Annotated in this window: 13 protein-coding genes; 8 read left to right on the plus strand and 5 right to left on the minus strand. The window is 48.2% G+C overall.

The features are described from left to right. Positions 1–62: 62 nt before the first annotated feature. Both NOG13_RS04410 and NOG13_RS04415 read right to left on the minus strand, forming a co-directional pair. A complete protein-coding gene (locus tag NOG13_RS04410) occupies positions 63–1007 on the minus strand; it encodes a transketolase family protein (RefSeq protein WP_283111059.1) in 945 nt (314 codons plus the stop codon). Further along, a complete protein-coding gene (locus NOG13_RS04415) occupies positions 1008–1853 on the minus strand; it encodes a transketolase (RefSeq protein ID WP_283111060.1) in 846 nt (281 codons plus the stop codon). It abuts the gene before it with no gap. Positions 1854–2582: 729 nt separating this feature from the next. Between NOG13_RS04415 and trpE the strand changes: the two genes are divergently transcribed. Genes trpE through trpA form a run of 6 tightly spaced genes read left to right on the plus strand, consistent with a single transcriptional unit; the run spans position 2583 to position 9079 of the window. After that, positions 2583–4055, plus strand: a complete 1473-nt coding sequence (trpE, locus tag NOG13_RS04420; RefSeq protein ID WP_283111061.1) for an anthranilate synthase component I — start codon at positions 2583–2585, stop codon at positions 4053–4055. Then, entirely contained in the window at positions 4052–5698 is a 1647-nt protein-coding gene (locus tag NOG13_RS04425) for a bifunctional anthranilate synthase component II/anthranilate phosphoribosyltransferase (protein WP_283111062.1), read from the plus strand. Before trpE ends, NOG13_RS04425 begins: the two co-directional genes overlap by 4 nt. After that, complete coding sequence (gene trpC, locus NOG13_RS04430; RefSeq protein WP_283111063.1) at positions 5695–6471, plus strand: indole-3-glycerol phosphate synthase TrpC; 777 nt, start codon at positions 5695–5697, stop codon at positions 6469–6471. The genes NOG13_RS04425 and trpC overlap by 4 nt, the downstream gene beginning before the upstream one ends. Beyond that, a complete protein-coding gene (locus tag NOG13_RS04435) occupies positions 6468–7100 on the plus strand; it encodes a phosphoribosylanthranilate isomerase (RefSeq protein ID WP_283111064.1) in 633 nt (210 codons plus the stop codon). The genes trpC and NOG13_RS04435 overlap by 4 nt, the downstream gene beginning before the upstream one ends. A gap of 1 nt (position 7101) precedes the next feature. Continuing rightward, the gene (trpB, locus tag NOG13_RS04440; protein ID WP_283111065.1) at positions 7102–8289 is read left to right on the plus strand and encodes a tryptophan synthase subunit beta; all 1188 of its coding nucleotides are present in this window, start codon (positions 7102–7104) and stop codon (positions 8287–8289) included. Beyond that, positions 8282–9079 carry a tryptophan synthase subunit alpha gene (gene trpA, locus NOG13_RS04445; protein WP_283111066.1) on the plus strand — a complete coding sequence of 266 codons (798 nt, stop codon included), beginning with the start codon at positions 8282–8284 and terminating at the stop codon, positions 9077–9079. Before trpB ends, trpA begins: the two co-directional genes overlap by 8 nt. Before the next feature lie 69 nt (positions 9080–9148). On the opposite strand, the gene NOG13_RS04450 is transcribed toward trpA, so the two are convergent. Next, the gene (locus tag NOG13_RS04450) at positions 9149–9772 is read right to left on the minus strand and encodes a GDSL-type esterase/lipase family protein (protein WP_283111067.1); all 624 of its coding nucleotides are present in this window, start codon (positions 9770–9772) and stop codon (positions 9149–9151) included. Between the two features lie 37 nt (positions 9773–9809). Between NOG13_RS04450 and NOG13_RS04455 the strand changes: the two genes are divergently transcribed. After that, entirely contained in the window at positions 9810–10073 is a 264-nt protein-coding gene (locus NOG13_RS04455; protein WP_283111068.1) for a hypothetical protein, read from the plus strand. A gap of 18 nt (positions 10074–10091) precedes the next feature. Here the strand turns inward: NOG13_RS04455 and NOG13_RS04460 are convergent, their stop codons facing one another. After that, on the minus strand, positions 10092–11324 hold the full coding sequence (locus NOG13_RS04460; RefSeq protein ID WP_346347672.1) for an MBOAT family O-acyltransferase: 1233 nt from the start codon (positions 11322–11324) through the stop codon (positions 10092–10094). 516 nt (positions 11325–11840) lie between these two features. Here NOG13_RS04460 and NOG13_RS04465 point away from each other — a divergent pair. Beyond that, entirely contained in the window at positions 11841–12473 is a 633-nt protein-coding gene (locus NOG13_RS04465) for a phosphatase PAP2 family protein (RefSeq protein ID WP_283111069.1), read from the plus strand. 264 nt (positions 12474–12737) lie between these two features. On the opposite strand, the gene NOG13_RS04470 is transcribed toward NOG13_RS04465, so the two are convergent. Beyond that, the gene (locus tag NOG13_RS04470; protein ID WP_283111070.1) at positions 12738–13199 is read right to left on the minus strand and encodes a ferritin-like domain-containing protein; all 462 of its coding nucleotides are present in this window, start codon (positions 13197–13199) and stop codon (positions 12738–12740) included. Positions 13200–13428: the final 229 nt, after the last annotated feature.

Genomic DNA, 13428 nt, shown 5'->3' on the forward strand with positions numbered 1-13428 from the left:
TTTTTGACCTTATGCAAAGGGCCGCCACAGGACGAAAATCCCGCAGCGGCCGATGCCAGTCCTTATTTGGAAAGAACTTTCTTGGTCACGTCCACAATGTGAGAAGCGCAAAGGCCGTAGACCTCGAGCAACTCAGCAGCCGGGCCAGAATGACCGAACTCGTCGTTGACGCCGATCTTTGTAACCGGAGTCGGATATTCCTCACAGAGGACACTGCAGACAGCGTCGCCGAGTCCGCCAATGACGTTGTGCTCTTCAACGGTGACGATTCTGCCTGTTTCTTTCGCAGCTTTCACGATGATCTCACGATCAATCGGTTTAATGGTGTGAATGTTGATGAGACGTGCATCAATGCCGTCTTTCTCAAGCTCTTTCACAGCCTCAAGTGCACGGGAAACCATCAGGCCCGTTGCAATGATGGTAATGTCTTTACCGTCACGGAGCGTGATGCCCTTGCCAAGTTCAAATTTGTAATCATCGGAGTTATTGAAACTCTCTACCGCAAGGCGGCCAAGGCGCAGATAAACCGGGCCTTGATACTCAACCGCCGCTTTTACAGCAGCGCGCATCTCATAATGGTCCGCAGGATTAAGAACAACCATTCCCGGAAGAGAACGCATCAGAGCGATATCTTCCAAGCACTGATGGGTTGCACCGTCTTCGCCGACGGAAATACCGGCGTGAGAACCAACAATCTTTACATTCAAATGCGGGTAGCAAACGGAATTGCGGACCTGCTCAAACGCACGGCCTGCCGAAAACATAGCAAATGAATTTGCAAACGGAATTTTTCCGCAGGTTGCAAGACCTGCAGCAACGCCAACCATGTTGCACTCTGAAATACCGCAGTCGATAAAACGATCTGGGAATTTCTTCTTGAAGAACACAGACTTTGTTGCTTCAGCAAGGTCTGCATCCAGCACAACAATGTTGGGGTATTGATCGCCGATTTCTGCAAGTGTGAGGCCGTAGCTCTCACGAGTTGCCTTTTTTACCATTTCTGCCATTTATTCTGCCTCCAGTCCGGACAGTACCGCTTTAAGTTCTTGCATGGCTGTCTGATACTGTTCGTCGTTCGGGGCCTTTCCATGCCAGCCCACCTGATTTTCCATGAAGGATACGCCTTTGCCTTTGATCGTTTTCGCGATGATGGCACAGGGCTTCCCTTTTACTGTTTTTGCGTGATTCAATGCTGCCTCAATTGCATCAAAATCATGTCCGTCGATGGTCTGAACATCAAAACCGAATGATTCAAATTTTTTATCAATCGGTTCCGGACCAGCGACCTCTTCAACCGGCCCATCAATCTGGAGGCCGTTATTGTCGATGATAAGGCAGAGATTATCAAGCTTCTGATGAGCTGCAAACATGCAAGCTTCCCATACCTGGCCTTCATCGAGTTCACCGTCGCCAAGCAGGCAGTAGACGCGGTATGAGCTGCCGTCCATCTTTCCCGCAACTGCCATGCCGCAAGCAGCGGAAATGCCTTGGCCAAGAGATCCGGTGCTCATGTCAACGCCCGGAATACTCTTCATATCAGGATGTCCCTGAAGAAGTGCACCCGTGTGGCGAAGCTTTTTCAGCTCTTCCAGCGGGAAATAGCCCTTCAGTGCCAAGGTTGCATACAGACCTGGGCAGGTATGTCCCTTGGAAAGTACAAAGCGGTCGCGATCCTTTTTCTTCGGATCCTTCGGATCAACGTTCATCTCATGGAAATAGAGGTAGGTAAAAATTTCAGCTGCAGAGAGCGACCCACCCGGATGTCCTGATTTTGCATGATAGACACCATCGATGATGCCCATGCGGACCTTGCACGCGGTAATCTCGAGTGCCCTTTTCTCAGACTGTTTCATTCATAGCCTCCTAAAAAACGCATTTTTGCCATATTGGTTATTGTCCATTACAGTATATCGAATTTCCGAAAATTTTTCAATACTCGCATGGAATCCTTAAACTGCTTGTGTAAAAATTTCGCTTTTCTTCCCGGTGTTGGGCATTTGTTCATGGGATTCATGAAACGCGGTGTTTCCTTGAAAAATACATTTAGATTTTGGTTTTGCCGCGCTGATTTTTGTTCTGACATTTTTCTCAGTCTGCATGGACGTCGCTCAGATGGCCCTTAAAGCCGATGATTAAATTGTTCATTTAATTCCCATAGACGAAGTAAAATTTTCCCATGTATTTTCAAATAAGGTCTTGACAAATGAAATTATTTCCAGTATAATTGCACCAATTGAACAAGTTAATAGGCAAAATCCGATGAACAAAGGCAAGTAGCAGGCACGACGGTGACACAGAGAGCACGGTATTGGTGAAAGCCGGCACATACGATGTCTGTGAATGGATTTGTGAGGAGCACAGAGAAAGGTTTTCCGAGTACCTGTCGCCGCGTCCGCGCGTTACAGCGGAAGGGTATTCATGCGAACTGCAGCGTACCTGAATTAGACGATGAAGTTCACAGCGTACCCGTTTGAGGGGAACATTGTGTTCCTGAATTAGGGTGGCACCACGAGTCCATCGTCCCTAGGAATTAGGGACGATGGACTTTTTTATTTTCCGAATACGAAAGGGTGATTAAAACCATGTTGTATCCGTCAATTGATACGGTAAAAAAACTGCTGAAATCCTACCCCACCGTACCTGTTTTCGCCACGGCCCTGACGGACTGCGCCACTCCCGTCGGTATTTTTTCTCTGCTGAAAGGCCGTTCCGAAAACTGCTTTCTCCTCGAAAGTGTCGAACAATCGGAACGATGGGGTCGTTATTCCTTTATCGGCATAAACCCGAAAGCGCAAATCGTGATTCAAAACGGCAAGGCAACCATCGCAAGCGGAGAATGTTGCCGAACAGAGCAAATCAATGACCCTGCGGAATTTTTAAACTGCCTTCTTGCCGACTTCCGCTCCCCGCATTTTCCGGGATACCCGAGATTTACAGGCGGCTTTGCGGGATATTTCGGTTACGATATGCTGCGCTATCTGGAGCCTTCCCTCGGCAATCCTCCGCCGGACGACCTTGGAATGCCGGACTGCATTCTCCATCGCTATGACGAGATGATTGCCTTTGACCATCTGAACGGAAAATCTTACGCAATTCTCCACATCGACAACAAATCCGACGCTGAGGAGCAATACAGGCGTTGTGATGCGAGGGCCGAAGAATTACTGAGACTCATTTCATCCGCACCTCCTGCTGACGAACCGACGCACAAAAGCAGGATTAGTCCGACTATAAGCGTCAATGTGACAAAGGAAGAATTCATAGCACGCGTTGAAAAAGCCAAGAACCTAATTCGTGCGGGGGAAATCTTTCAGGTCGTTCCGTCCCGGCGCTTTGAAGTACAAAATCCTCCCGACGCCTTTTTCGTTTACCGGGTATTGCGCTCCACGAATCCTTCTCCGTACCTCTACTATTTTCAGGCACCGGATTACCAAATCTGCGGTGCGTCGCCGGAAATGCTCGTCCGCGTGGAGGACAGTATCGTGACGAACAAACCGATTGCAGGCACATCTGCTCGCGGTTCTGACGAAGCCGAGGACAAAAAGCTGGAACAAGAGCTTCTCCATGACGAAAAAGAACGAGCGGAACACACCATGCTGGTGGACCTCGGGCGGAATGACGTTGGGCGCGTCTGTCAATACGGTTCCGTTGAAGTGCGGGATTTCATGCATGTAGAACACGCGTCCAAAGTCATGCACCTTGTCAGCGAAGTCCGTGGAACGCTGCAATCCGGAAAAACCGCCGTTGACGCTCTTTTTTCGCTTCTTCCGGCAGGTACGCTTTCCGGCGCCCCGAAAATCCGCGCCATGCAGATTATCGACGAGCTGGAAACCGTAAAGCGCGGCGTTTACGGAGGTGCCATCGGCTACCTGGGATTTGACGGTACCATTGATACCTGTATCGCCATTCGCACGGCATTGTTCCGAGGTGGAAAAGCGTATGTTCAGGCTGGCATGGGAGTTGTTGCTGACAGCGACCCCGAAAAAGAATACCAAGAATCCAGCGACAAGGCGAAAGCCGTGCTTGACGCGATTATGGAGGCGGCAAAATTATGATTCTTTTACTTGATAACTATGACAGTTTTACCTATAACCTGCGCGATAGGCTCGGTGTCTTTTACCCGGACATTCTTGTTATGCGCAGCGACAAAATCACAATCAGCGAAATCGAACGGAGAAATCCACAAGCAATTGTCATCTCACCCGGCCCCGGGTACCCCAAAAACGCAGGGATTTCGATTGAAGCAATTCAACACCTCAGCGGGAAAATTCCGATTCTCGGCGTTTGCCTCGGGCATCAGGCAATTGGCGAGGCTTTCGGCGGAAGAACCGTTTCCTCTTGCCGGCTGATGCACGGAAAGGCAGGTGCCATACAAATTGACCCAGCCTGTCCGCTGTTTCACGGCCTTCCGGACGAAATACAGGCTGCGAGGTATCACTCCCTGATTCTTGACCCCGATACCCTGCCGAAGTGCCTCAAAATCACAGCCCGTGACGCGGACGGTCACATCATGGGCATACAGCACTGCGCGCACCCCACATTCGGCGTGCAGTTTCACCCAGAATCCATTTTAACGGCGGCCGGAGACCGCATTATCTATAACTTTTTGAAAGAGGTGTGTCACATGGAATTAACAGTTCCTGCCCCATCCATCCCGATGGAGAAACGAATTGGTTTGAAACCGTTCCTTGCAAAAGTCGTAGACGGAAAAAGCCTGACTGAGGACGAAGCTCGGGAGGCAATGAATTACATCATGAGCGATGAAGCGACGGATTCACAGATTGCGTCATTTATCACCGCCCTGCGCATGAAGGGAGAAACGATTGAAGAAATCACGGGTTTTGCAAAAGTCATGCGTCAAAAGGCAAAGAAGATTCCGATATCGCCCGCAGCGGTCGATATCGTTGGAACCGGCGGAGACCTTTCAAACAGCTTCAACATCTCAACGACTTCCGCTTTTGTTGCAGCAGGTGCCGGCCTTCGTGTTGCAAAGCACGGAAACCGTAGTGTGTCCAGCAAAAGCGGCGCCGCCGACGTGTTGGAAGCGCTTGGTGTAAATATCAACATCACTGCAGAACAGGCTGCGGAATGTATGGATCGCTGCGGCATCGCATTCCTTTTTGCTCAGTATTACCACGGCTCCATGCGTTTTGCCGCAAGGCCTAGGCGTGAAACGGGGCTCCGCACGGTTTTCAATATTCTCGGGCCTCTCGCCAACCCGGCTCACGCAGAAGGCATGCTGCTCGGCGTTTATGATGAGGCGCTGCTGGAGCCTCTCGCAGAAGTCCTTGCAAACCTCGGTGTGAAAACTGCCATGCTGGTTCACGGGGACGACGGCTTTGATGAAGTCAGCATTTCCGACCGGACTTCTGTCTGCGAGCTTCGCGGAAACAAGCGGATTCGTTACGAAATAGACCCGCGGGATTATGGCCTCCCGCTCGCGCGGAAAGCGGACGTTGTGGGGGGTTCCGCAGCGGAAAATGCAGAAATCACCCTGCAGATTTTAAACGGGAAAAAGGGGCCGCAGCGTGATATTGTACTGCTCAACGCCGGATGCGCGCTGTATGTCGGCGGAATTGCCGAAACAATCCAACGCGGCATCAACCGAGCAGAATATTCCATTGACAGCGGGGCGGCTCTGGAAAAGCTCAACGAACTGAGAAGGCTGACAAACGCCTTTCGCGGTGAACCTGCATGATACTCGAAGAAATTGTCGCAAAGCGGAAGGAGCAGCTTCAACGGGAGATGAGTGCCCACCCGCTTGATGTAATCAAACAGGAAATCAAGCGGGCCTCGCCTCCGCTGGATTTTAAGAAAGCCCTGCAAAAGGAAAGAATCACAATCATTGCGGAAGTGAAGAAGGCCTCCCCCTCCAAAGGGCTTATCTGCCCGGATTTCCGCCCCACGCAGATAGCTCTACAATATGAGCGTGGCGGCGCCGATGCCGTTTCCGTTCTTACGGAGGAAGCGTTTTTCCAAGGTTCCTCCGAAAATCTGCGCAAAGTGCGAGCATCTGTAAAACTCCCCGTGCTGCGTAAGGATTTTATCATTGACCCTTACCAGATTTATGAATCAAGGACAATGGGCGCGGACGCCATTCTGCTGATTGCATCGCTTCTGGATGCGGGAAAACTGGCGGAATACAAGAAGATAGCAGATAGTCTCGGATTAGCCTGCTTGATGGAAGCGCACAATGAAGCGGAGCTTGAGAAGGTACTGAAAGCGGGAGCGGAGATTGTGGGCATCAACAACCGGGACCTCACAATTTTCCGCGTTGACCTCGGAACCACCACGCGTCTTGCGCAGCTTGTTCCGAAGCAATGTGTGCTCGTTTCGGAAAGCGGATTTCAGGAGCGGGCGGATGTTCTCCTTGCGGAACGAGCGGGAGCGGATGCCGTGTTAATCGGTGAAACACTCATGCGAAGCGGAGACCCCTCTGCGAAACTGCGGGAATTGCGAGGTGTGCCATGAAAGTTAAATTCTGCGGTATGAAATGCGAACACGACATTGAGCTGATGAATGAATTTTTGCCGGATTACGTCGGTTTTGTTTTTGCGGGCACCAAGCACAGAATCACGCCGGAAATTGCATCTTTCCTTGCAGGAAAACTGACAGGGGACATCGCAAAAGTGGGCGTTTTCGTCAATGAAACGCCGGAGCATATTGCAAACACAGCAAAGCTGGTCGGGCTTGACGTAATTCAGCTCCACGGTGATGAAACCCCGCAGGATATTGCAAAACTCGGAAAGCTGCTGCCCGACGTTGAAATCTGGAAAGGCGTGCGGGTAAAAAACGCTCAAAGCATTCAACATGCTCTTGGACTCGGTGCAGATTTGCTTCTGCTCGACAACTTTTCCGAAAAAGAATTCGGCGGCACTGGCAAGACAGCAAATTTTGAGCTGATACGCAAAGCGAACCTGACGGTGCCTTTCTTCCTTGCAGGAGGACTGTGCAGCGAAAATCTTGAGAACGCCATCAGGGAGCTTTCTCCGTTCGGAGTGGATATTTCCAGTGGCATCGAAACATGCGGTACAAAAGACCGCAAAAAGATTGAGCGGGTCATGCAGATTCTCGGTAGACCCGGTAAAGGAGGAAATTGACATGAAAAAAGTCGGAAGGTACGGAGAATTCGGTGGTCAATATGTACCTGAAACTCTGATGAACGCCGTACATGAATTGGAAGCGGCGTATGAGAAGTACAGCAAGGACGCAGAGTTCAATGCGGAGCTCAAGCGGCTTTACCATGAATACGCAAACAGGCCGTCTATGCTGTATTTTGCAAAGCGCATGACTGAGGACCTTGGCGGGGCCAAAATATACTTGAAGCGAGAAGACCTAAACCACACCGGTGCTCACAAAATCAACAACGTATTGGGTCAGATTCTTCTCGCTCAACGGATGGGAAAGAAGCGTATTATTGCCGAAACCGGCGCCGGTCAGCACGGCGTTGCAACCGCCACTGCTGCCGCCCTGTTCAACATGAAATGTGAGATTTACATGGGCGTCAAAGACATGGAGCGGCAGGCTCTAAATGTATTCCGCATGCGCCTGCTCGGAGCTGAAGTAACGGGCGTGGACTCCGGAACCGGCACACTCAAAGACGCCGTCAACGAGGCGATGCGAGACTGGTGCACCAACGTGAAGGACACCTATTACCTCATCGGCTCGACAATGGGCCCGCACCCCTACCCCATGATGGTAAGGAACTTCCAGAAAGTTATCGGGCAGGAAATCCGCAGACAGCTCCAAGAACGCGAAGGAAAACTGCCGGATTGCATTGTAGCCTGCGTGGGAGGCGGCTCCAACGCAATGGGCGCATTCTACGAGTTTATCCCTGAGAAAACCGTGCGCCTCGTAGGGGCTGAGGCTGCCGGAAAAGGCGTTGACACTGCCCTACACGCCGCGACCATTACGAAAGGCACCCCCGGAATTTTTCATGGCATGAAATCGCTCTTTCTTCAAAATGAAGAAGGACAGATTATGCCGGTTTATTCCATTTCCGCAGGGTTGGATTATCCGGGGGTCGGGCCGGAACACGCTGAGCTTGCCAGAAGCGGCCGCGCTCAATATGTAGCAATTACCGATGATGAGGCAGTCTCAGCATTTGAGTATCTTTCTAAAATGGAAGGCATTATCCCCGCGATTGAATCTTCGCACGCGGTTGCCGCGGCAATGCGGATTGCTCCGACAATGAAAAAAGACCAGATTCTCGTCATTAACCTCTCCGGGCGCGGCGACAAAGATGTTGCTTCAATTGCGAAATATCAGGGGGTGCAGATCAATGAATAGGATTGAACAGAAATTTGCCGAATTGAAGTCCAAGAACGAAAAAGCGGTTATCCCATTTGTTACAGCGGGCGACCCAAATTTAGAGACAACCGAGAGACTTGTCCTTGCTATGCTTGAGTCGGGGGCCGATTTGGTGGAAATCGGCGTGCCGTTCTCCGACCCAATTGCGGAAGGGCCTGTCATTCAGCGAGCCAGCCAGCGGTCGCTGGACGCCGGAACAACGTTGCTTGATATCTTTAAAACGGTAAAACGGCTCCGCAGTCAAACGGAGGAGCCTCTGCTGCTGATGCTTTACCTTAACAGCATCTTTCGTTTCGGGAAGGACCGATTTTTTGAACTGTGTGCAGATTGCGGAGTAGACGGTGTCATTGTGCCTGATATGCCGTATGAGGAGCGCGATGAAATTCTAACAGAAGCTGAAAAAAATGGTGTTCTTGTCATCAGCATGGTCGCACCGACCTCCAATGAGCGCATCGCCATGATTACCGCAGAAGCAAAAGGTTTTCTTTATTGCGTTTCCTCCACCGGGGTGACGGGTATGCGCACGGAATTTGAAACCGATTTTCAAAAGTTTTTCGGTGCAATAAAAAAATGTACCGATATTCCCTGCGCCGTCGGGTTCGGCATTTCAAACCCGGAACAAGCGAAGCAGGCAGCGCGTTACTGTGACGGAGTGATTGTGGGAAGCGCTATTGTGGACCTTGTAGAAAAATACGGAAGCAATGCTGTACCAAAGGTGGCAGATTTTGTACGCAGTCTAAAAGAGGCTGTTTTTCCCGAGGAAAAGTAAACGCATAAAGAAACATTTCTGCAGAACAAAAAGGAAGAGGCACAAGCGTGTCTCTTCCTTTTTCTAATCTCATTGATGCAAAACCGCATGGGTCATCAGGTAATTTGCCCAAATCGGATAGTACTTTGCTTTGATGTGAACACCATCGCCGGAATACTGCTTGGGTAAGCATCCATCTTTATCCGCAAACGCAGAGGAAACATTCAAAAAGAAGATGTGTTCTCCGTCTGCGAGTTTTTCCAGTTTTAAATTTCGCTCATGAATACGTTTGTTGCTGAAAACGCCGCCGCTGGATTTCTCGGCTGTCACAGGGAGAATGGATTGGATATAGATGATTGCATTCGGCTGCAAAGTACGGACTTTTTGAAGAACGGAGGCATAGTGGTGAACAAAATAATCGTCTGTTCCCGTACCAATCTCATTGATGCCGAGCAAAAAGTATATTTTCCCGTATTTGTGCCGCTTTAACATCTCCTCTAATGTCAAGCCGCTTTGCGCATCCCTTTTTGGATGCTCAAAAACCTGGTAAATGCTGAGGCCGACTCGGTAAAAATAGGAAGCAGAGTCCAAATGTCCGTACTCTTTTAGACCTTCTGTTAAGCTGTCTCCAACAAAAAGCGCATCGCTAAAATAATCCGGATTCACAGCACCTAGGGACTTTTTCTGTGAAAAAGCGTTCGGCAGCTGCCCCATTTTCGCCGCAGGTTCGTTTCCGGAGGGAGTTTGCTGTGTGGCATTACTTGCAGCTGAGCTCGGGCTTGAAGAAGCAGATGAGCCGCCATCCGGCAATGAACTGACCGTGTTGGCAGCAACTGTAACCGAAGCGCTCGGAACAAGTTCATCTGTTAGTGATGCACTTGTAGTCATTACTTTTCCTGTGCCGATGAATGCTCCGACAAATAAAGAGATCAGCAAGGTAAGAATGATGAGCGGGCACTTCCGAAGTATCCTTTTCAATTCAATCAATCCTTATAGATGTAATAGCATCAGCTGAGCCTGCCGAAACAGTAGGTTAAAACTGAAGATACATGAAGGGATCAGTTGCACTGTGATAAATGGAATATATGCTCATCCAAAACAGAACTGTAAGAATAGCCGTGGTAAAAACACGATTTTTCTTTTTTTGTGAAAGCAGGAATCGTTCGATGGACGGAATCAGAAACAGGCATCCGGCAAGGAGGTAGGGTGCATATCTTCTGCCGTATTCCAGCCAATCCAGAGCATAAACGTGAATGCTGTTCTCCCCAAAAGCGAAAAGGCGGGTAAAATACATACAAAGGTCCGAAAAATTCTGATTGGCGAACAACATCCATGTCAGAGGGATGATAAGCAAAACATAAATATGGCCAACGATTCGATATTTCTCAAGCAACTTTCTCAAGCCGAGTTTCTCCATCGCAATCAGGACAAACAACGAAAGTCCCCAGAGGACAAAGTTCCAGTGAAGGCCGTGCCACAATCCCGTAAGAAACCAGACGATCAAAAGATTTCGGATGGTGCAGGGCATTCCTTTCCTGCTGCCGCCAAGCGGGATATAAACATAATCGCGGAACCAGCTGCCGAGTGTGGCATGCCAGCGGCGATAAAATTCTGACACCGATACAGAACTATAAGGGAACAGAAAATTCTGCGGTAAAGTAAATCCGAACATCTTCCCGATTCCGACTGCCATGAGGGAGTAGCCGTTAAAGTCGAAATAAAGCTCGAGGGTAAAGGCAAACATCCCCATCCAAGCGAGCGGGGTCGACATGGCGTCATAACCAATGATCGAAAGCTGTTTCCATAAGCCGCCGAGCTTGTTGGCAATGAGGATTTTATATGCAAGGCCCACTACAAAGATACGAAAACCTTCCTCAAGATTTTCAACGCGACAGAGCGGTTTGCAAAGGCGAGTGCTTAGTTCATCATAGCGTGTAATCGGCCCTTCCTGCAATTTTGGGAAGAAAAACAAATATGTCATAAACCGCTTCAGCGATTGCTCACGCGGACATGTGCCTTTGTAAACATCAACCTGATACGCTATAATTTGAAATGTATAAAAACTAATTCCAATTGGAATGGAGCCAGAGCATTTAAACAGCACAAGTAGTGCTATATTCAGCAAAATAGTAAGCCAAAACAAGCATTGTCTTCTATGTTGATTGCTGCGATTTGCATCAAATGACCACGCCAACGTATAATTTACTATGACGTCCGCCGCAAGAAGCCCTACCTGCCACCATGCACCCAATCCACAAAACAACACACTTGCGAACAAAAGGACATAATTTTTTAGCTTTTTCGGTACGGAGTAATAAAGGATTAATGTAATCGGGAGAAAAGCGAAAATAAACGTCAAATCAGAAAAAGCCAATCGGGCGCATCCTCTCTCAAACGCCGTATGGCGCTGATATTTCAAATCAGTGTCGTAAAATTGGCATCAACTGGTTGCTAAATTTGAATAATCTACATAATAGTGTACTCCAAACTTCTTCCTCCAACAAGTCAATTTTCAACATATTTTTCGATTTTTCCAAATATTTCGACTCTTAAAACGCGCATTTCTCCCTCATAGTTCGTATATGCCGATTAAGCTGCATAACTGATACTGCTTGACATTCACAACCCATTTGCATATCTTTACTATTGTAACGCTGTTCGTACAAACAGTGGACTAAGGAATTCTCCTCTAAAATAGGAACGATATCATCACTGTGCCGGTTTAGCGGATGCAGGGAACAAACCCTTTGAACGTTAGTTTAGATTGCGAAGGAAGTTAGCAATGAATAAGCGAAATGTGTGGTTCGCGATTGTCCCCATCATGCTGTTTATCGTCCTTGCAGTCTGCATTGAAGCAGATATTGCAACGAACTTTGAAGGCTGGGTTTATCATGAAGCTGTTGAGCATATGTCTCCATCCCTGACCGCGTTTCTGAAAGGAATAACACATCTCGGCGATCCAGCTTCCATAACAATCCTGTGTTTGATTACTTTTCTCGTTCCAAAATTGAGAAAAGCAATTGCATTGCCGACTTCCACGGCTGTCATTGTGTCGGCTGTAATCAACATTATTCTGAAACAGATATTCGCCAGAAACCGCCCGAACATTCTTCAACTAATCAGCGAAACGGGCTACAGCTTCCCAAGCGGTCACGCGATGGTTACCGCCACATTTTATTCCATGCTGATTTTCATGTTGTTCCGATATGTGAAAAGCGATACAAAGAAAATTATCTTTTCGATTCTTTGTATCCTCATGGTGGTTACGATTGGCATAAGCCGTGTTTACCTCGGTGTTCATTACGCTGGTGACGTGCTGGGAGGTTGGCTGTTTGGCTTTGCGGTTTCATACACTGTCTATCTGATATGGAGCAGCCGAAAGCAGAAAAACGATTCCTCGATTGATTCAAAATGATGTTTTTTTGCTTCAAAAGATGGAAGGGCATTTCTAACAGCACAAAAAGAGGGTGAGTATTGTCTTGTTCAATACTCACCCTTTCGATTGTGTTTTTGCATTTTACTAATTAGCATGTTTTTTCTTCCGTTTCAATCTCTTAAAACCTAGCTTTCGCTAAGTCAACATAGAAACTGCCGCATGAGATAATCAAGGATTCTGATTATCTTATGCGGCTTTTGAAAAGCAATATCATGCAGGTCAGTTCCGTAAAACATCAAGGCGTTACATCATCTGGTTTACGGTTTTGTATTTATAGATTCTTTCGGCATGATTTTGTTCTTCCGTTTCAATGTCGTTCAAAAGTCTTCTCACATCTGAGTTGCCAAACTGGAACAGGTTGAAGTTATAGGCCGATGACACATATTTTTCTACGGAGATGGAATCCGTACAGAGGAATGAATCGTTATCCTTATCGGCCTGATTAAAATTCCCCGTATAGGTTGCCTTTGGGTTGTAGTCTTTGCCGGCGGTGTCGTTCGTATTTACCGAGGGAACCGTACCATTAAGTACCTGTCCCAATGAATCATAATGTCTCTGTTCATCCTTCTTCAATTCGCCAAAAAGGTCTTTGAGGACAGTATCCTTTGCTGCCGTCTGGTTCTTTTCATATTTTTCAATGCACAGCTTCTCTTGGTCCTGTAAATCCTGAATCAGGAATCGTTCCTTCTGTGAAAGCGTAACCATGTTGTTCGACGTTGATAGGCAGTTCCGGCATAAACCGGAGCTGCCTTCTCCTATCTAACCTCCTCTTTGCTTTTTCGTTTTTGGCAGTTTCGCAAGTTTCTCCGGCAAGTGAGAACGCAAACTGCCTGAATCCTAATTTAGTATGGTTTGCTTTTTGAGGAATATTCAGACGGAACAAGGATATCGTACAAAAGCAAAATGCTGACCATAATGGTCAGCATTTTGCCAT

The sequence above is a fragment of the Thermocaproicibacter melissae genome, assembly GCF_024498295.1.
GTDB classification, from domain to species: domain Bacteria; phylum Bacillota; class Clostridia; order Oscillospirales; family Acutalibacteraceae; genus Thermocaproicibacter; species Thermocaproicibacter melissae.

Excerpts from the sequence above, each read along its gene's own strand:
- NOG13_RS04470 (WP_283111070.1), bottom strand. The coding sequence starts at position 13,199 with ATGGTTACGCTTTCACAGAAGGAACGATTCCTGATTCAGGATTTACAG.
- NOG13_RS04435 (WP_283111064.1), top strand. The coding sequence starts at position 6,468 with ATGAAAGTTAAATTCTGCGGTATGAAATGCGAACACGACATTGAGCTG.
- NOG13_RS04450 (WP_283111067.1), bottom strand. The coding sequence starts at position 9,772 with ATGGGGCAGCTGCCGAACGCTTTTTCACAGAAAAAGTCCCTAGGTGCT.
- trpB (WP_283111065.1), top strand. The coding sequence starts at position 7,102 with ATGAAAAAAGTCGGAAGGTACGGAGAATTCGGTGGTCAATATGTACCT.
- trpE (WP_283111061.1), top strand. The coding sequence starts at position 2,583 with ATGTTGTATCCGTCAATTGATACGGTAAAAAAACTGCTGAAATCCTAC.
- NOG13_RS04415 (WP_283111060.1), bottom strand. The coding sequence starts at position 1,853 with ATGAAACAGTCTGAGAAAAGGGCACTCGAGATTACCGCGTGCAAGGTC.
- NOG13_RS04410 (WP_283111059.1), bottom strand. The coding sequence starts at position 1,007 with ATGGCAGAAATGGTAAAAAAGGCAACTCGTGAGAGCTACGGCCTCACA.
- trpC (WP_283111063.1), top strand. The coding sequence starts at position 5,695 with ATGATACTCGAAGAAATTGTCGCAAAGCGGAAGGAGCAGCTTCAACGG.
- NOG13_RS04465 (WP_283111069.1), top strand. The coding sequence starts at position 11,841 with ATGAATAAGCGAAATGTGTGGTTCGCGATTGTCCCCATCATGCTGTTT.
- trpA (WP_283111066.1), top strand. The coding sequence starts at position 8,282 with ATGAATAGGATTGAACAGAAATTTGCCGAATTGAAGTCCAAGAACGAA.
- NOG13_RS04425 (WP_283111062.1), top strand. The coding sequence starts at position 4,052 with ATGATTCTTTTACTTGATAACTATGACAGTTTTACCTATAACCTGCGC.